Annotated in this window: 18 protein-coding genes; 4 read left to right on the top strand and 14 right to left on the bottom strand. The window is 74.4% G+C overall.

Annotated elements, in window-relative coordinates; genetic code table 11:
• The first annotated feature begins 19 nt into the window (after positions 1–19).
• Entirely contained in the window at positions 20–982 is a 963-nt protein-coding gene (locus tag IG84_RS0114540; RefSeq protein ID WP_031056104.1) for a threonine/serine dehydratase family protein, read from the top strand.
• A 37-nt stretch (positions 983–1,019) separates the two neighbouring features.
• Here IG84_RS0114540 and IG84_RS0114535 read toward each other — a convergent pair whose 3' ends face one another.
• The 14 genes from IG84_RS0114535 to IG84_RS0114470 form a co-directional block, all read right to left on the bottom strand.
• Positions 1,020–2,204: a zinc-dependent alcohol dehydrogenase gene (locus tag IG84_RS0114535; RefSeq protein WP_031056103.1), complete on the bottom strand. Its 1,185-nt coding sequence runs from the start codon at positions 2,202–2,204 to the stop codon at positions 1,020–1,022.
• Positions 2,205–2,249: 45 nt separating this feature from the next.
• The gene (locus tag IG84_RS0114530) at positions 2,250–2,798 is read right to left on the bottom strand and encodes a type 1 glutamine amidotransferase domain-containing protein (protein WP_031056101.1); all 549 of its coding nucleotides are present in this window, start codon (positions 2,796–2,798) and stop codon (positions 2,250–2,252) included.
• A gap of 143 nt (positions 2,799–2,941) precedes the next feature.
• On the bottom strand, positions 2,942–3,901 hold the full coding sequence (locus tag IG84_RS0114525; protein WP_078648824.1) for a glycosyltransferase family 2 protein: 960 nt from the start codon (positions 3,899–3,901) through the stop codon (positions 2,942–2,944).
• Positions 3,898–4,851, bottom strand: a complete 954-nt coding sequence (locus tag IG84_RS0114520; RefSeq protein WP_051861711.1) for a glycosyltransferase family 2 protein — start codon at positions 4,849–4,851, stop codon at positions 3,898–3,900. The genes IG84_RS0114525 and IG84_RS0114520 overlap by 4 nt, the downstream gene beginning before the upstream one ends.
• Positions 4,848–5,972, bottom strand: coding sequence for a glycosyltransferase family 9 protein (locus tag IG84_RS0114515; protein WP_063761797.1), 1,125 nt, complete (start codon positions 5,970–5,972; stop codon positions 4,848–4,850). Before IG84_RS0114515 ends, IG84_RS0114520 begins: the two co-directional genes overlap by 4 nt.
• A complete protein-coding gene (gene rfaE2 / locus IG84_RS0114510) occupies positions 5,972–7,453 on the bottom strand; it encodes a D-glycero-beta-D-manno-heptose 1-phosphate adenylyltransferase (protein WP_031056095.1) in 1,482 nt (493 codons plus the stop codon). Before rfaE2 ends, IG84_RS0114515 begins: the two co-directional genes overlap by 1 nt.
• Positions 7,450–8,076: a D-sedoheptulose-7-phosphate isomerase gene (locus tag IG84_RS0114505; protein ID WP_031056093.1), complete on the bottom strand. Its 627-nt coding sequence runs from the start codon at positions 8,074–8,076 to the stop codon at positions 7,450–7,452. The genes rfaE2 and IG84_RS0114505 overlap by 4 nt, the downstream gene beginning before the upstream one ends.
• On the bottom strand, positions 8,073–9,302 hold the full coding sequence (locus IG84_RS0114500) for a glycosyltransferase (RefSeq protein WP_031056090.1): 1,230 nt from the start codon (positions 9,300–9,302) through the stop codon (positions 8,073–8,075). Before IG84_RS0114500 ends, IG84_RS0114505 begins: the two co-directional genes overlap by 4 nt.
• Complete coding sequence (locus tag IG84_RS0114495; protein WP_031056087.1) at positions 9,299–10,261, bottom strand: glycosyltransferase; 963 nt, start codon at positions 10,259–10,261, stop codon at positions 9,299–9,301. Before IG84_RS0114495 ends, IG84_RS0114500 begins: the two co-directional genes overlap by 4 nt.
• Positions 10,258–11,265 (bottom strand): glycosyltransferase family 9 protein, encoded by a 1,008-nt coding sequence (locus IG84_RS0114490; RefSeq protein WP_031056083.1) that lies wholly within the window; start codon positions 11,263–11,265, stop codon positions 10,258–10,260. Before IG84_RS0114490 ends, IG84_RS0114495 begins: the two co-directional genes overlap by 4 nt.
• Entirely contained in the window at positions 11,262–11,888 is a 627-nt protein-coding gene (locus IG84_RS0114485; protein WP_051861710.1) for a D-glycero-alpha-D-manno-heptose-1,7-bisphosphate 7-phosphatase, read from the bottom strand. Before IG84_RS0114485 ends, IG84_RS0114490 begins: the two co-directional genes overlap by 4 nt.
• Positions 11,885–12,943, bottom strand: coding sequence for a glycosyltransferase family 2 protein (locus IG84_RS0114480; protein WP_078648823.1), 1,059 nt, complete (start codon positions 12,941–12,943; stop codon positions 11,885–11,887). The genes IG84_RS0114485 and IG84_RS0114480 overlap by 4 nt, the downstream gene beginning before the upstream one ends.
• A complete protein-coding gene (locus IG84_RS0114475; protein ID WP_031056075.1) occupies positions 12,940–14,583 on the bottom strand; it encodes a carbamoyltransferase family protein in 1,644 nt (547 codons plus the stop codon). Before IG84_RS0114475 ends, IG84_RS0114480 begins: the two co-directional genes overlap by 4 nt.
• Positions 14,584–14,595: 12 nt before the next feature.
• Positions 14,596–15,642 carry an NAD-dependent epimerase/dehydratase family protein gene (locus tag IG84_RS0114470; RefSeq protein ID WP_245659353.1) on the bottom strand — a complete coding sequence of 349 codons (1,047 nt, stop codon included), beginning with the start codon at positions 15,640–15,642 and terminating at the stop codon, positions 14,596–14,598.
• A 159-nt stretch (positions 15,643–15,801) separates the two neighbouring features.
• Here IG84_RS0114470 and IG84_RS0114465 point away from each other — a divergent pair, with 159 nt between their 5' ends.
• The 3 genes from IG84_RS0114465 (at position 15,802) to IG84_RS0114455 (ending at position 17,584) form a co-directional block, all read left to right on the top strand.
• The gene (locus tag IG84_RS0114465; RefSeq protein ID WP_031056071.1) at positions 15,802–16,722 is read left to right on the top strand and encodes a polysaccharide pyruvyl transferase family protein; all 921 of its coding nucleotides are present in this window, start codon (positions 15,802–15,804) and stop codon (positions 16,720–16,722) included.
• A 63-nt stretch (positions 16,723–16,785) separates the two neighbouring features.
• The gene (locus IG84_RS42610) at positions 16,786–16,905 is read left to right on the top strand and encodes an LPFR motif small protein (protein WP_281179349.1); all 120 of its coding nucleotides are present in this window, start codon (positions 16,786–16,788) and stop codon (positions 16,903–16,905) included.
• A 28-nt stretch (positions 16,906–16,933) separates the two neighbouring features.
• Entirely contained in the window at positions 16,934–17,584 is a 651-nt protein-coding gene (locus IG84_RS0114455; RefSeq protein ID WP_031056069.1) for an HhH-GDP family DNA glycosylase, read from the top strand.
• The last annotated feature ends 84 nt before the right edge of the window (positions 17,585–17,668 follow it).

Genomic DNA, 17,668 nt, shown 5'->3' with positions numbered 1-17,668 from the left:
GACGGAGAGGGAGGGTGCCGTGATCGGCATCGCGGACATCGAGGCAGTGGCCGACCGGATCGCCGAATACGTCGTGCGGACTCCGACGGTGTCCAGTCCCGGCCTCACCGCGCTGCTCGGTGCGCCCGTCACCGCCAAGCTGGAACTGCTGCAGCGGACCGGCTCCTTCAAGGCGCGCGGGGCGACGGCCAAGCTGCTGTCGCTGAGCGAGGCGGACCGGGCCGCGGGCGTGGTGGCGGTGAGCGGCGGCAACCACGGGATCGGGCTGGCCGTGATGGCGGGAGCGCTGGGCCTGAAGGCGACCGTGGTGATGCCGCGGTCGGCGCCCGCGCGTGCTGTCAATATCGCCGAGGCGGCCGGCGCTTCGGTGCAGCTCACCGAGGACATGGAGAGCGCGTTCAAGCTGGTGACGGAGCTGGAGGCGGACGGCCTGACGCTGGTGCACCCCTTCGACGACCCGGTGGTGGTGGCCGCCCAGGGCACCGTCGGCCTGGAGCTCGCGGAGGACGCGGGCGAGCTGACGGACGTGCTGGTCAGCATCGGGGGCGGCGGACTGATCTCGGGCGTCGCCGCGGCGCTCCGCGCGCGCCGCCCCGGGGTACGCGTCTGGGGCGTGGAGACCGAAGGGGCGCAGGCCATGTCCGAGGCGCTCGCCGCGGGTGGCCCGGTGCCCGTCGAGCTGTCCTCGATCGTGTCCACGCTGAGCGCCCCGGCCGCCTCGCAGCTCACGTACGACCATGTCGCGGAGCTGGTGCACGAGGTGCTGGTGGTGCCGGACCGGGAGGCGGTGCGGGGTGTCCTGGACCTCGCGGAGCACGCGAAGGTCTGGGCCGAACCGGCCGCCGGCTGTCTGCTGCCGGCGGCCCGTCAGGTGGTCGAGCGGGTCGGGGACGAGGCCCGGATCGGGCTGGTGCTGTGCGGCGGGAACGCCGCGACCGGGGACGTCATGCGCTGGGCCGAGGAGTTCGGCCTGCCGGCCTGACATCACGGGCGCGGCGTCGCCTCACGGCATCCCCGCATCACGGCTGCAGCAGTGTCTTGACCATGCCGTCCCGCTTGGCCTGGAAGGTGGCGTACGCCTCCGGGCCCTCCTCCAGCGGGAGCCGGTGGGTGGCGAAGTCCTCGACGCCGAGCACGTCCGCGTCGTCGAGGAGCGGCAGGATCTCGTCCACCCAGCGGCGGACGTTCGCCTGGCCCATCCGGATCTGGAGCTGCTTGTCGAACATGGTCAGCATCGGCAGCGGGTCGACGTTGCCGCCGTAGACGCCGGAGATGGAGAGGGTGCCGCCCCGGCGGACCGCGTCGATCGCGGTGTTCAGGGCGGCGAGCGGGTCCACCCCGGCGCGTTCGGTGATCTTCTCGGCCACCGCGCTCGGCAGCAGCCCGACGGCCTGCTGGGCGAGTTTCGCGCCGGGCGTGCCGTGCGCCTCCATGCCGACCGCCTCGATGACGGCGTCGGTGCCCCGGCCGTCGGTGAGCCGGCGGATCTCATCGGCGGTGTGCTTGCCGAACTCGTTGAGGTCCAGGGTGTGCACACCGCGGTCCCGTGCCCGCGCGAGACGGTCCGGTACCAGGTCCACGCCGATGACCCTCGAGGCGCCGCGGTGCAGCGCGATCCGGCAGGCCATGTCGCCGATCGGGCCGAGGCCGAGGACCGTAACGGTGCCGCCGGGCGGGACGTCCGCGTACTCCACCGCCTGCCACGCGGTGGGCAGCACGTCGGAGAGGTAGACGAAGCGGTCGTCCGGGGGCCCGTGCGGCACCTTGATCGGAAGCTGGTCGGCGAAGGGGACGCGCAGGAACTCGGCCTGCCCGCCCGGCACTTGGCCGTACAGCTTGGTGTACCCGAAGAGCGAGCCGCCCTTGCCGCGCTCGCGGTTCTGGGTGGTCTCGCACTGCGAGTGCAGGCCCTGGGAGCACATCCAGCAGGTGCCGCAGGAGACGTTGAAGGGCACCACGACCCGGTCCCCCGGCTTGAGCCGGGTGACCTCGGAGCCGATCTCCTCGACGACGCCCATCGGTTCGTGGCCGAGGATGTCACCGGGCTCCAGGAAGGGGCCGAGTACTTCGTACAGATGCAGGTCCGAGCCGCAGATGCCGGTGGAGGTTACCTTCACCAGCACATCGGTCGGATCCTGGATCTTCGGGTCGGGGACGGTGTCGATCCGTACGTCCCGCTTCCCGTGCCAGGTGAGGGCGCGCATCGCTGCCTCCTGCTCGGAAAGAGCTGTGTCAGGAGTGGGGGACGCTCAGGACTGGTGGTCCTGGGCGGTGAATTCCTTGACCAGCGCGCTGTTGAAGGCGCTCAGGTCGTCCGGCTTGCGGCTGGTGATCAGTGTGTTCGGGCCACCCGTGCAGACCTTGACCTCCTCGTCGACCCAGGTGCCGCCCGCGTTGCGGATATCGGTCTGCAGGCTGGGCCAGGAAGTCAGGGTGCGGCCGCGCACCACGTCCGCCTCGACCAGTGTCCAGGGGGCGTGGCAGATGGCGGCGACGGGCTTGCCCGCGTCGAAGAAGCCCTTGACGAAGGCGACGGCCTGCTCGTCCATGCGCAGGAAGTCGGGGTTGGCGACGCCGCCGGGCAGCACCAGACCGCCGTAGTCCTCGACCCGCGCGTCGCCGACGGCGGAGTCCACGTCGAAGGTGTCCGCCTTGTCGAGGTGGTTGAACCCCTGGATCCGCCCGGACTTGGTGGAGACCAGCCGCGGGGTGTGCCCGGCGTCCTTCACGGCCTGCCACGGCTCCGTCAGCTCGACCTGCTCGACACCTTCGGGGGCCACCAGGAATGCGATCTGCATTGCGCTCACGTCCTTACGGAACGATCGGAATAAGGGGGTGGTATGAGTGCCTTGTCCAGGGTTCCACGGTGGTGGCGGACCATGCGTGTCCTGCTGGGCCGAACGCGCCGCGCCGCCGCCGATTCACTCCACGTACCGCCACTTCACCCCACGTACCGCCGCGCCCCGGACCCCCGCCGCGCCTCCTCCAGTGCTGCGATCCGCGCCTCCGTACCGGCGGAGACGGCGGCGCGCTCCCGCAGCACCCAGGGCAGCCCGGCCAGGGCGCGGCGGAAGGCGCGCAGCGAGGCGCGGTCGTGCGGGACGGTGCGCGCCAGGTGCGCCGTGCGCCGCACCGCGGGCAGCAGCGGCCGCCGCAGCCAGGTGAACCACAAGGTGTTCCGCAGCCCCAGCACTCGCCGCTCCGTGCTGTCCCGGACGGTGGAGGCCGCATGATGGATCGTCAGCCGCTCGTCGTACGCGAGCCACCAGCCGCGTTCGATGAGGTCCGTGGCCAGCAGCTCCTCCTCGCCGCCCAGCCACAGTCCCGGGTGGAAGCCGCCGCCCTCCCGGAACGCTTCGGTGCGCAGTACGGTCGCGGCGGCGAGGAACGAGCCGAGCGCGGGTCCCGGCAGCCAGTCGGGTCCGGACAGCGGGGAGTCGCGCAGCTCGGCGACCACCAGGTCCTCGGTCCCCGCCGGCTCCACGACGATCCGGGCGGTGACTCCGGCCAGCCGCGGCCTCTCGTCGAGGACGTCCGCCGCGTGCCGCAGCGCGCCGGGGTCCCACCAGGTGTCGTCGTCGCAGAACGCCACGTAGGGCGTCACCGCGAAGTGCACGGCGAGGTTGCGCCCGATGGCACCGAGGTTGCGGCCCGGGCGCAGCAGCCGTACCTCGGGGAACTCCCGCGCCACCGCCTCCGCCGTGCCGTCGGTGGAACCGTTGTCCGTGACGATGACCGGCGGCCGCTCCGGCAGCGCACGCAACGAGCGGAGCGTACGCAGAAGTTCGGCGCGGCGGTTGTGGGTGATGACGACGACGGTCGTGCGGCCGTCCGGCCCGGCCGCCTGCCGGTCGCTGTCCTCCGGCGCCGCCACTGTGTGGTGCCCCTCGTGCTGTGTCATGGCTGGTGTGTCCCTGGTCGTACGGAGGACGGGGTACGGGCCGGGCGCTCCAGGAGGCCGATGGCGTGCTCCACGTCGGCGGGCAGCGGCCGGCGCTTGGCGAGCGCGGGCGGGAGGCGGGCGAGCAGTCCCAACAGGGCGTGTACCGCGCCTGGTTCGCCGCGCGCGGCTGCTCCCGCCAGCGTGGCGGTGCGCCGCAGGGCGACGCGCAGCGGGCGGCGCAGCCAGCCGGTGAGCGCTTCGTTGCGTTGCAGCAGCGGGGAGCGGCCGAGCCGCGCGGTGGCGTCCGGGTGGTGGTGGGCGGTGAGTTCGGGGGTGTACGTCACGCCCCAGCCCGCCGCCGTCAGGTCGTACGCGAGCAGCGTCTCCTCGGCGCCGAAGAACAGCAGCGGGTGGTAGCCGCCGACGTCCAGGTAGGCGGTGCGGCGGACGACGACGGCGCAGGCCAGGAAGCCGAGGACGGGCCGGCCGGGGAATCTGTCGGACGGCGGCAGTGGCGAGTCGGCGAGCACCGCGTTCAGGGGGTCCTCTTCGTTGTCCGTCCCGACGAGGGTGCGCGCCGCCACGAGTCCGAGGTCCGGGTGGTCGTCCAGCAGCCGCGCCGCGGTGGTCAGCGCGCCGGGGGCCCACCAGGAGTCGTCGTCGCTGAACGCGACATAGGGGGTACGGGCGTGCCGCACCGCGAGGGTCCGGCCGAGTGCGCCCGTGTTGCGGCCGGGGCAGAGCACCTCGGCGCCGGCCGGGTGGGCGCGTACGGCGTCGGCCGTGCCGTCGTCGGAGCCGTTGTCCACGACGATCACCGGGGGCCGCTCGGGGAGTTCGGCCAGCCGGTCCAGGGTGTGCAGGACGCTGTCGCGGCGGTTGCGGGTGATGATCGCGACGGTGGTGCGGGACGTGGGCCGCGCGTTGTCCTCCGTGAGCCCGGGGACGGCGTGCTGGTCGGCGGTCATGGGCGGGCCTCCCCCGTGGTCCGGGGCCGGGCCGCGCCGGGTGCGCTGTGGTACGGGACCGCGCCGGGGGCCCGCAGCCTGCGCCGCAGCCGGGAGCGGCCGGGCGGTCCGCCGCCGGTCTCCGTGACGCGGGGCATGGGGTCGATCTCGCGGTCGTGCCAGAACACCGCCTCCAGTACCTCGTCCACGCCGATCCGCAGCAGCAGCGGGTCGGGCTCGGTGCCGTGCGGGTCGCCGGGCGGGCCCGGGTGCCACAGGGCGGTGTGCCGGTCGCTGGGCGGCGGGCCCCACAGGCGCGGCGGCACCGGGCCGAAGAGGGTGACCGAGGGCGTGCCGTGGGCGACCGCGAGATGGGCCGTGCCGGTGTCGCCGCTGACGAGCACGGCGGCGTGCGCGACCAGCGCGGACAGCTCGGCGAACGGCAGCCCGCCGGTGAGGACTTCGCCGGGGCCGAGCCCCGCGGCCTCCGCGACGGTCAGGGTCAGGTCCTCCTCCCCCGGGCCGCCGAGCACCACCACCCGTCGTCCCGCGGCACGCAGCCGCGCGGCGACGGCGCCGAAGCGGCGGGCGGGCCAGCGGCGGGAGCCGGCGTCGGCCCCGGGGTGGATGACCACGGCACCCGGCGCTGCGGACGGCTCGTCCGGTGCCGGGATGCGGTAGTCATCGGGGTCGGCGGCGATGCCGTACGCGCCGAGGACGCTGCACCAGCGGGTGCGTTCGTGCTCGCCGCGCTCCCAGATCTCCAGCGCGGCGGCGGGCGAGTCCCGCGCGGCGTAGGCGATGAGCCGCCCGGGGTGCAGCTCGGCGAGCACGTCGGCGCTGGCCGGGCCGTTGCCGTGCAGGTCGACGGCGACGTCGGGGGGCGCGCCCGGCCAGTGCCGCAGGGAGGGCACGCCACGGCCCGGTGCCTGCGCGGCGAGCACGGCGTCCACGGCGCCGGTGGCCAGCGCCGCGTCGCTCAGGCCCGGGGGCGCGGCCAGCACGATCGCGTGGCCGGGGAAGTGCCGGCGTACGGCGCGCAGCGCGGGCACCCCGGCCAGCAGGTCACCCAGGCCCAACGCGCGCAGCACCAGCAGGCGGGGGCGGGGCGAGGCGGGTCCGGTCGGTACGGCGGAGGTCATCACACCACCCTGTCGGCCGCGGCACCGGGCAGCGGGTCGCCGTGCGGCTCGGCGAGCCGGCCGGCGGCGCGCTCGGCCAGCTTGGTGCTGGACCGCCCGTCCAGGTAGGGCAGCAGCATCACCTGGCCGCCCCAGCCCTCCAGTGCCTCCGTCTCCGGCATCCGGGTCAGGGCGTAGTCGCCGCCCTTGACCCAGATGTGCGGGCGCAGGTCCTGGAGTACCTGCTCGGGCGTGTCCTCCTCGAAGACGGTGACGGCGTCGACGCAGCCGAGCGCCTGGAGGACGCGTACCCGGTCGGCCTCGGGCACGATGGGCCGTTCGTCGCCCTTGCGGCGGCGTACGGACGCGTCGGAGTTCAGGCACACGATGAGGCAGTCGCCGGCCCGGCGGGCGGCCTGCAGCAGTGCGACGTGTCCGGCGTGCAGCAGGTCGAAGCAGCCGCCGGCGGCGACGACGGTGCCGCCCGCCGCGCGTACCCGGGCCGCGAGTTCGGCGGCGCTCTCGCCGCCGCCCTGGGGTGCGGCCGCGGAAGTGAAGTGGGTGGTGAAGCCGTGTGCGCCGCCGTCCTCGACGAACTGGGTGGCCGCGTGCACCGCGCCCTGCACGGCGTCCTCGGGCAGCGCCTCGTCGGCCAGCAGCCCGGCGGCGCAGGCGGCGAAGCAGTCCCCGGCGCCGCAGGCGTCGCCCTGCGCGCTCCACGGTGCGGGCACCAGCATGGGTGCCTCGCCGTGCGTCAGCAGCGCGCCGCGCTCCCCCATCGTCACCGCCACCGAGGCGGCCTTCCAGGACCGCAGCAGCGTACGGGCGTCGGCCGCCGCCTGCGCGAGCTGGACGCGCGCGCCGTCGGAAGCCGGCTCGTCGCGGCCGGACCGGGTGCGGGTCACCGGACGGGCGTCCTCGGCGAGCGCGGTGGCGAAGCCTCGGGCCTCAGTGGCCGCCGGGGTGGCCAGCTTCACGCCCGGGACGGGCGGCTGCCCGTTGGGGTGCGGGTCCCAGACGAGGGGTACGTGCCGGGCGGCGCGGGCGAGCGCCGGACGTACGGCGTCGGCGGTGCCCCGGCCGTAGTCCGCGACCAGCACGGCGTCGGCGGCGGCGATGGCCTGCTCGGCCTCCTCCGTCGCGCCGCCCGCCCGGCCGTCGCCCTCGTCCAGCCGGAGCAGCGGGCGGTCCCGTGCCATCAGCCGGGTCTTGCTGGAGAGCGCGCCGGACAGCGGGAGTTCGACCAGCTGGACCCGGTCGGAGAGCAGCCGGCGCAGAGTACGGCTGGTCTCGTCATCGCCGAGCGCGGTGACGAAGGTGACCTCGCGGCCGTCCTCGGCGGCCAGGCAGGCGGCGAGCGCCGCGCCGCCCGGCCGGACGGTGCGGCGCAGCCCCTTCAGTACCGGTACCGGCGCGTCGGGCGCGAGGCGTTCAGCACGTCCGGAGAGGTCGTGGTCGAGCAGGCTGTCGCCGACGACGAGCAGCGGCGCGTTACGGCTCATGCTTCCTCCACCCGGACGGCGTCCAGGGCCGGTTCCTGGCGTACGGCACCGTCCTGCCGGGCGACGGTCCGGTCGAACGCCTCGCAGATCATGTGGACGGCGACCAGGTGGAGTTCCTGGACGGTGGCGGGTACCGGCGCGTCCACGCACAGTGCCTCGTCCCCGGCCGCCTCCAGCGGGTTGGGGGCCGGCCCGGTCAGCGCCCAGACGGTCATGCCGATGCGGCGGGCCTCGGTGGCGGCGGTCAGCAGGTTGGCGCTGGCGCCGCTGGTGGACATCAGCAGCAGGACGTCGCCGGGGCGGCCGTGGGCGCGGGTCTGCCGCGCGAAGACCTCCTGCACGCCGTAGTCGTTGGCGATGGCGGTGGTGGAGGAGGTGTCGGCGTGCAGTGCGAGCGCCGAGTAGGCCGGGCGGTCCTCGCGGTACCGGCCGACGAGTTCGGCGGTGAGGTGCTGGGCCTGGGCCGCGCTGCCGCCGTTGCCGGCGACCAGCAGCCGGGCACCCCGGCCGAGGCGGTCGGCGAGGCGGCAGCCCCAGGATTCGATGCGGGAGGCGGAAGCGCGGAAGCGGGCCAGCGCGTCCTGCAGTTCGTCGCAGTGCCGGCCGTCGTCGAGTGCGGTCATCGGGCCACCCCCGAGAGTGCGGGTACGGAGAGCAGGCCGTCGTAGACGGCGGCGACGCCTTGGGCGACGCGGTCCCAGGTGTAGCGGTCCAGGGCGCGTTCGCGGCCCGCGGCGCCGAGGCGGGCGAGCAGTTCGGGATCGGCCAGCAGGTTCCGGATGATCCGGTCCAGGCCGTGCTCCTCGACGGGCGGTACGAGGACGCCGGTGACGCCGTCGACGACCGTGTCGAGGTGCCCGCCGACGGCGGTGGCGACCACCGGGGTGCGGCAGGCCATCGCCTCGATGGGGACGATGCCGAACGGCTCGTAGCGCGGCAGGGAGAGCACCAGGTCGGCGCTGGACATCAGGGCGGGCATCTCCTCGTGCGAGACCCGGCCCAGCAGCCGTACCCGCTCGCTCACGCCGTGCTCCTCGGCCACCTTGCGCAGCCGGTTCGCCTCCGGGTCGTCGAAGAGCAGCGGCTCCTCGGGCCCGCCGGCGATGAGCAGTTCGGCGTCCGGGATGCCGGCCAGGGCGCGGATGGCCCGGTCGAAGCCCTTGCGGGGGACGAGCCGGCCGACGGCGAGCAGCCGTTTGGGCGCGTCCGGGCGCCGGGCGCCGGTGACGGGCGCGAAGTGGGTGGTGTCCACGCCGCACGGCACGACGCGTACGTGGCTGCGCGGGATGCCCATCGCGAGCAGCTCGCCGACCTCGTCGGAGCAGGTCGCAAGGACGCGGCGGCAGCTTCTGCCGATGCGGGCCTCGGTCTCGATGCGCTCGGGCGGGCTGGTGTCGTCCGAGCCCTGGTAGCGCCGCTTGACGGTGCCGAGCGCGTGGTACGTCTGGACGACGGGGATGCCCAGGTCGCGGGCGCCGGCCAGGGCCGCCGTGCCCGACATCCAGAAGTGCGCGTGCACGAGGCCGGGCGGCGCCGCTGCCCAGGTGCTTGCCAGGTAGCGGCCGAACTCCGGCATGTGCGCGGGCAGTTCGTCCTTCGGCACGGGAGCCGGGGGCCCGGCCGGTACGTGCACGACCTTGAAGCCGTCGCGGGTGGTGACCGTGTGCGCCAGTGCGGGATCGTCACGCCGGGTGTAGACCGTGACGTCGTGCCCGCGGCGGACGAGGTGCCGGGCGAGCTGTGCCACGTACACGTTCTGACCGCCCGCGTCCGGGCCGCCGAGTGCGGCCAGCGGGCTGGCGTGCTCGGAGACCATGGCGACGTGGGGGGCGGATGCTTCGTGCTTCATCGCGTGACCTCTTTCATGAGTTGGTCCCAGTCGTCCAGGAAGCGCCCCACCCCGTAGCGGGCCTGTACGGCGGCCCTCGCTTCCCGGCCCGTCCGTTCGGCGAGGTCCCGGTCGGCGCTGAAGGCGCGGACCGCGTCGGTCAGCGTCTCCAGCCGGTTCGAGACCACGCCGGCCCCCTCAGGGACGGCCTCGCGTACCTCGGTGGTGTCCAGTGCCACGACGGGCATACCGAGAAACATGGCTTCCAGCAGGGAGAGCCCGAGCGAGGTCCACCGGATCGGATGCACATACACCCGGCAGTGGGCCAGCGCCGTGTGGAGCTCGTCCTGCGACAGGTCACGGGTGCGGCACCGGTCCGGTGACAGGCCCAGGTGGCGGGCCAGCCCGTCGGTGCGCATGCCGAAGACGTCCAGCGGTGCCGCGGCGGCGAACCGCGGCAGCAGGTCGGTACCGGTGGTACGGCCGCGCCGCACCGGTTCGTTGACGACGACGGCGGCCCGCTGCTCCTCGCCGGTCCAGCGCGGGCCCGGGTCGATGATGCCGTGCTCCACGACGGTGGTCGGGGCGCGGCCGTTGTCCCACATCAGCCGGTTGAAGTGGGTGACGTGGACGAGCGGGATGTCGTCGCGGTCGGCGAGCGGATGACGGGTGTCCACGGGCGTCTCGTGCGGGCTGTTGTGCTCGACGTAGACCGCGGGCACGTCGCGTCCCGGGCGCCGCCCGGTCCATTCGTACGCCAGCTCCACCTCGTGCGGGCGTTGCAGGACCATCAGGTCGATGTCGGCCTCGCGCAGTTGCTCCGGGGAGAGTTCCTGGACGCTCGACGGCCAGTCCCAGGTCCGGGCGCGGCCCAGGCCGTCCGGGCCGCGGTCCGGTGTCACCGGGACCAGGTAGGTGTGGGCCCCGTGGACGAATGCGGTGATCCAGGAGCCGTGCACATGCCAGATGAGGATGTTCATGTGCTCTCCTTGAGCAGTTTCTGCACGGCGAGCACCACGTCGGTCGCGGTGACGTCGTCCAGGCAGGGGTGTCCTGGCTGCGGGCAGTGCCGCGCACGGGTCCCGGCGCACGGCGCCTGCTGGTCGCCGAGGAGGATCGTCGGCACTCCGTACGGCGCCCACCGCTCGGCGGGTACCACGGGAGCGAACAGCGACACGACGGGCGTGCCGACGGCCGCTGCCAGGTGCGCGGGCCCGGTGTTCCCGCTGACCACGACGTCGGCGGAGCGCAGCACTCCGGCCAGGCTCCGGGAGTCGGTCTGGCCACCGAGGTCGCGCGCCACCTCGCCGCTGACCTCCCGGGTCAGTGCGACCTCGTCGGGGCCGCCGGTGACGATGACGCGGTGGCCCGCGTCGGCGAGCGCGGCGACCGCTTCGGCGCAGCGGTACGGGCTCCAGGCGCGGGCCGGTGCGCTGGCGCCGGGGTGCACCACGACGTACGGGCCGTTGCCGGTCAGGCCCACGGTGTCCGGCGGCGGCAGCACGCGCAGCCGGCCGTCGTCGCGGGGCTCGGGGACGAAGCCGAGCGCGGCCGCGGTGTCGAGCGCGGCCTCGGCCTCGTGCCGGTCCGGCAGCCGCCGGTGGCGCACGTCCAGCAGCCGCCCGGGGTGGTCGCGGCTGTCGGCGCCGATCCGGCCGACGTGCGCCATCCGCAGCAGCAGGGCGGCGGGCAGCGGACTCTGGTGGAACGAGGTGAGGATGAGCGCCGTGTCGTACGCGCCCTCGCGCACCCGGCGGATCAGGCCCTCCACATCGGCGTCCTCGACGCTCGGCGGGTTGAAGCCCTCCCAGGGCGCCTCCCAGACCAGTACCTCGTCGACCCCGGGCAGCATCCGCGCCGCGTCCTCGCCGCGCGGCCCGCACACCATGGTGACGTGCTCGGACTGCGCGGCGACCGCCCGGACGGCCGGGCCGGCCAGCAGCACGTCGCCGAAGCTGTCGAGGCGTACCACGAGTGATCTCACCGGTCCCACCCCCAGGTCTCCGCGACGGGGACGGGCGCGGTCTCCGGGCCGTGGCCGAGCAACTGCCGAACGGCGCTGAGCACGTCGGGCGCGATGTGCGGTGCGGCGGTGACCTCTTCGGCGCGGGTGACGGCGTTGGGTACGAGGACGGCGCGGGCACCGGCAGCGTGCGCGGCGAGCACGTCGGCGCCGATGTCCCCGATCACCACGCACTTCGCGGCCGGTACGGCGAGCCGCCGGGCCGCCTCGATGACCAGGCCGGGCTTGGGCTTGCGGCAGTGGCAGCCGTCCTCGGGGTGGTGCGGGCAGTACACCCAGGTGCCGAAGCCGCCGAGCGCGTCGTCCACCCGGGCGTTGACCAGGCGTACCTGATTCTCGGTGAGCAGGCCGCGGCCCACGCCCGACTGGTTGCTGACGACGGCGGTGGGGATGCCGGCGGCGCGCAGCAGCCGGAGCGCTTCGGGCACGCCGGGCAGCACGCGGACCAGCCGCGGGTCGCTGTTGTAGGGCACGTCCTCGATGAGGGTGCCGTCCCTGTCGAAGAGGACGGCGGCGGGCCGCTCGTGCCGCCCGCCGGGCGTATCCCCCGCGGGGAGCGTGTCGTCGTGGCGCGGATCGCTCATGCGGCACCTCGCCAGGCCGCCGCGCGCCGGTGCGCCAGCTCGCCGCGCAGGCGGTGGGCGACGGCGAGCGGCGGGATGACCGCGCTGGTGCAGAGCATGGTGGTGACCTCGTGCCGGGTGCGCGGGCCGGGGGCGATGCGGGCCCAGGCGAACTCGGCGGTGCCCACCGCCCACAGGGACCCGGCGAGCGCGGCGGCGCGCGGGCGGCGGGCCAGCGCGAGCGCTGCCGCGGCGGTGGCGGCGGCTGTGATGGCGGCGTGCCGGGCGAGCCGGCCACGCGGTGCGTCGGCCCGGTGCCACCAGTCGCCGCCGTGCAGCCGCCGCATCAGCGCGTCGTCGGCGTTGCCGCGCTGGACGCGTACGGAGACCCAGCGGTCGGCGGGGCGTACCGGGTGGTGGGTGACGCGCTCGCCGCGGCGCAGTGCCCACCCCGCGTCCATCACGCGCAGCGCGAGGTCGGCGTCCTCGCGGAAGGCGCGCGGGAACCGCTCGTCGAAGCCGCCGACGTCGCGGAGGGCCGCGCTGCGGTAGGCCATGTCGGCGGTCGCCCAGGCGGCGCCTTCCAGGCCGGCGGTGCCGCGCTCCCAGTCGGTGTGGCGGCGGCCGGCGTCGAGCGGCACGTGGAGGCGGCCCTGGACACCGCCGGTGCGGACGTCGGCCGCGGCGAGGTCGGCGGTGAGCCGGCGGCTCCAGTCGGGCGTCACCCGCACGTCGTCGTCGAGGAAGACGACCCAGGGGGTGCCGACGGCGGCGAGGCCCGCGTTCCGGGCGGCGGCGGGGCCGCGCCCGCCGGTGGCCGTCGTACGGATGCGGTCCTGGAGCGGGCCCGCGGCCTCCAGCGGCAGCGGCTCCCCGGGCTCGGGCCGGTCGTCGACCAGTACCACCTGGTCGGGCCACGGCTCGCCGGCCTCGGCGAGGGCCCGCAGGCAGTCGGTGAGGCAGGGCCTGCCCAGGGTCGGTATGACGACGGCGTAGGAGACCTCCGCTCCGGCGGCGCGGTGTGCGGGGTCCGCGGTCCCGGTCGCGGTACTCGCGGGGGTGTCGGGTGGTGTCATGCGAACGCCCTCCCCCGGCGGACCGCGAACGGCCCGATGGCCAGCAGGTCGACGGGCGCGCTGCCGAAGCACTCCAGCGCCTCGCGCGGGCTGTCGACCATGGGGCGGCCCGCCGTGTTCAGGCTGGTGTTGACGACGACGGGGATACCGGTGCGCCGGTCGAAGGCGGCGAGCATCCGGGCCACCAGTGGTTCGGTGCGGTCCTCGACGGTCTGGACGCGGGCCGTGCCGTCGACGTGCACCACGGCGGGGATCTTCGACCGCCACTGCTCGCGGACGTCGTGCACGAAGAGCATGTACGGACTGGGCAGCGGCCCGCCCTCGAACAGCTCGGGGGCCCGGTCCTCCAGCACCATCGGCGCGACGGGCCGGAATTCCTCGCGGCCCTTCACGGCGTTGAGCCGTTCGAGGTTGTCCGGGTGTCCGGGGTGGGCGAGCAGGGAGCGGTGGCCGAGCGCCCGCGGACCGTACTCGCTGCGGCCCTGGTACCAGGCGACGATCCCGTTGTTCGCCAGCTCCTCGGCGACCGTCTCGGCGATGTCGTCGGGCTCCTCGTACGGGACGGCGGCCTCCTCCAGGACGGCGCGCAGCTCCTCGTCGGACCAGCCGCGGCCGAGCGCGGCGGTCGGCATCGGGGCGACGGGGGCCGCTTCCTGTTCCTGGGCGACGTGCAGCGCGGCGCCGAGCGCCGTGCCGGCGTCGCCCGCCGCCGGCTGGACCCAGATGTCCTCGTACGGACCGTCCCGGTACAGGCGGGAGTTGGCCACGCAGTTCAGCGCGACGCCGCCGGCCAGGGACAGGGTGCGCCGGCCGGTCTTCTCGTGCAGCCAGCGGCCGAGGTCGAGCGTCATGTCCTCCAGGCACGCCTGGGCGCTGGCGGCGAGGTCGGCGTGGTCGCTGGTGATGCGGCGCCCTGCGAGCCGGCGCGGCACCATCCGCTCCCAGGGCACGTGTTCGGCGACGTAGCCGCCGGTGCCGTCGGCGTAGACGTACTCGCGGAGCTGGTCGCGGAACCGGGGCGTGCCGTAGGAGGCGAGCGCCATCACTTTGTACTCGTCGCTGCTGCGCAGGAAGCCGAGGTGCTCGGTGAGCTCTTCGTAGAACAGGCCGAGGGAGTGCGGGAGTTCCTGGGCCGCGAGGACCTTCAGCTCGCCGTCGGAGTAGGCGCCCGCGAGGTGCGAGGCGCACTCGCCGCGGCCGTCGAGCACCAGGACGGCGCTGTCGTCGTACGGGGAGGCGAGCCCGGCGGAGGCCGCGTGGGCGACGTGGTGGGCGACGAAGCGGACGCGTTCGGGCTTCAGGCCCGGCAGCGCTTCGGCGAGGAACTCCGGTGCCCGGCGGGCGTACTCCTGGCGGAGGTGGTCCCAGGGGTCGTCCAGGCCCATCATCTCGGCGGGGCGGGAGAGTTCGGGGTCGTAGGAGTAGGCGACGGCGTCGAGGTCCGCGGGGGTCAGGCCGGCCTGTTCCAGGCACCAGCGGGCGGAGAGCTCGGGCAGTTCCCAGGCGGAGAAGGGGACCGGGCGCTTGCCGTGCTTACGGCGGCTGAACCGTTCCTCCTCCGCGGCCGCGACGGTCGTGCCGTCGATGACGAGGGCTGCTGCGGGGTCATGAAAGAGAGCGTTGACACCAAGGACGCGCATGGAGTGATCCGTTCACGGGTGCGGGGCTTCTTCGGGCTGGGCGGCGTGGGCGGGAGGGGCCGCTGCCGGCTGCGCGGTGAGCCGTTCGCGGGGATCGCGGCTCGCGAAGTAGCCGATGGTGCGCTTGATCCCTTCCTCCCACGCGACCTTCGGCTCCCAGCCGAACATCTCGCGGGCCAGCGAGGTGTCGGGCCGCCGCCGTTCGGGGTCGTCCTCGGGCCGTTCGATGTACCGCAGCTCCGACCTGGAGCCGGTCAGCGCCACGATGCGGCGCGCGATCTCGGCGACGGGCGTCTCGTCGCCGCCGCCGATGTTGACGGGGCGCACCGCGCGGCTGGCGGCCACCAGCAGCACGCCGTCGACCGTGTCGTCGACGTAGCACAGCGAGCGGGTCTGCTCGCCGCTGCCGGCCACGGTCAGCGGTTCGCCGGCCAGCGCCTGGCAGATGAACGTGGGGACGGCGCGGCCGTCGTGGGCGCGCATCCGCGGACCGTAGGTGTTGAACATCCGCACGATGCCGGCGTTGGTGCCCTTGGCGCCGACGTGCGCCGTGACCAGTGCCTCGGAGAACCGCTTGGACTCGTCGTACACGCTGCGCGGGCCGACCGGGTTGACGTTCCCCCAGTAGTCCTCACGCTGCGGGTGCATGAGGGGGTCGCCGTACACCTCGGAGGTGGAGGCGAGGACGAGGCGTGCACTGTCGCGGTGCGCGATGGCCAGGGCGTTCCGCGTCCCGAGGCTCCCGACGTCGAGCGTCTCCAGGGGCATCCGGAGGTAGTCGGCCGGTGAGGCGGGGCACGCGAAGTGCAGGACCAGGTCGTAGGGGCCGCGGAGTTCCTCGACGCACTGCGGGAGGCAGACGTCCCGGTCCAGGAAGCGGAAGCCGGGGCGGCCGAGCAGGTGCTCGATGTTGTCCATCGATCCCGAGGACAGGTTGTCCACGCAGTCGACCTCGACGTCGCTCTCCAGCAGGCGTTCGCAGAGGTGGGAACCGAGGAAGCCGGCGCCTCCGGTCACGACGGCACGCCGCCACGTCGGTCGCAAGGGCAGGGCAGTCACGCGTCGTCCTCCTTTCCGTGCGGCATGGCACTGGGTGACACGGACCTTGAGTGTCCTATTTCCATGCATTTACACATCTGCGTCCGTTCTACCGGCGACAGCACGGGTACGCCTCTTGAGTGCGCGTCCTGCGTGCGCGCAAACGCGAAGGAGTACGGCATGCGAGAGCCCTTGACCGCCCTGACCGACGACCTGCTCGCCCGTCCCGGAGGACCCGGACGGACGCTGCTGACCGGGTGGTTCAGCTTCGACGACGGCGAGGTCACGGTCGGCGACGCGCTGGCCCAGCGCCGGGTTTCCGAGGCGCTCACGGCGTGCGGCATCGCGCACGACACCGCCTGGAGCCGCGGCTTCGCACCGGACCGCATGCCGCTGGACGCCGCCGACCCCGCCGCGTACGACCACGTCGTCTTCACCTGCGGCCCGGTGTACGGAGAGCAACTCCTGCGGCTGCACCGGCAGTTCAGCAACTGCCGGCGGCTCGCCGTCGGCGTGAGCGTCATCGACCCCGGCGACCCCGCGGTGAGCGGCTTCGACCGGGTCTTCGCCCGGGACGAACCGGCCGCCGCACCCTCCGTCGACCTGGCCGCAGCGGCCCCACTGCACCCGGTGCCACCTCTGGTGGGGGTGGTGCTGACGTACGGGCAGGGCGAGTACGCGGAGCGGCGGCGGCACGACACGGTCGGCGGAGCGCTGATCGAGTGGCTCACCCGGCTGGACTGCACACGAGTGGCCGCCGACACCCGGCTCGCCATCGACGACTGGCGGCACTGCGCGACCCCGGAGCAGTTCATGGGGCTCGCCGCCCGGCTCGACGCCGTGGTCACCAACCGGCTGCACGGCATGGTGCTGGCGCTGCGGGCGGGCACGCCGGTACTGGCCGTCGATCCCGTACTGGGCGGCGCGAAGGTGAGCGCCCAGGCGCGGGCGCTGCGCTGGCCCGCGGTGGTCCCGGCGGACGAGGTGACGCCGAAGGCGCTGGACCGGTGGTGGGAGTGGTGCCTCTCCCCCGCGGGCCGGGCCGCGGCGGCGCGGCGGGCGCGGCTCATGGAGCGGGCCCGCGTGTCCCACCGGCCATGATTACGTTCCGCGATTCCGGTAACCCGAGGGACAGGAACAGTTCCCCTGATATGAGGAGGAATCGTGCTCAGCGCCATCGCCGACGTACTGCGGGCCATCGGCAGCACCATCGCCGCCGTGGTGACACTCCCCTTCCGTGCGCTCGCCCGGCTCTTCGGCGGCGCCTCGCGAGGCGCCCACTAGTCCCGCCCCCTCTCAAAGGAGTACCGGCATGACGGGTGACCGGCGGAAGACCGTGCAGGCCCTGTTGGAGACGCACGGGCAGACCTACGCAGCGGAGGCGGGCATCACGCTCCGTGACACCCCACAGCCGCTGTACCAACTGCTCGTGCTCTCCTGCCTGCTCAGCGCGCGCATCCGGGCCTCGGTGGCGGTGGCCGCGGCGCGCGAGCTCTTCGAGGCGGGGATGCGGGACGCCCGGTCCATGCGGGACGCGACCTGGCAGCAGCGGGTCGACGCCCTGGGCCGGGGCAGCTACCGCCGGTACGACGAGCGCACGTCCACCCAGCTCGGGGACGGTGCGCAGCTCCTGCTGGAGGAGTACCACGGCGACCTGCGGCGGCTGCGGGACGAGGCCGGCGGGGACGTGGACCGGCTGAAGGAGCTGCTGCAGAAGGTTCCCGGGCTCGGCCCGGCCGGCGCGGACATCTTCCTGCGCGAGGCCCAGGCCGTGTGGCGGGACCTCGCCCCGTATCTCGACAGTAAGGCTCTGCAGGGCGCTGAGCGGCTCGGCCTGCCCAAGAAGCCGGAGGAGCTGGCGCGGCTGGTGTCCGCCGACGACACCGCCACGCTGGCCGCGGCGCTGGTCCGGGCCGCGCTGGAGAAGTCCGTCGTCGAGGACGTCGAGGAGGAGACGTCCTAGCGAGGCGACGGAGACCTCACAGCGACGCGAAGGGGCCGGGACTCACCACGAGTCCCGGCCCCTTCACGCGTGCGGAGGTACGTA

The organism is Streptomyces ochraceiscleroticus (genome assembly GCF_000720485.1).
Taxonomy (GTDB): domain Bacteria; phylum Actinomycetota; class Actinomycetes; order Streptomycetales; family Streptomycetaceae; genus Streptomyces; species Streptomyces ochraceiscleroticus.
Note: the sequence above shows the minus strand (reverse complement) of the source record. Positions and strands in the feature narration are given on the sequence as shown.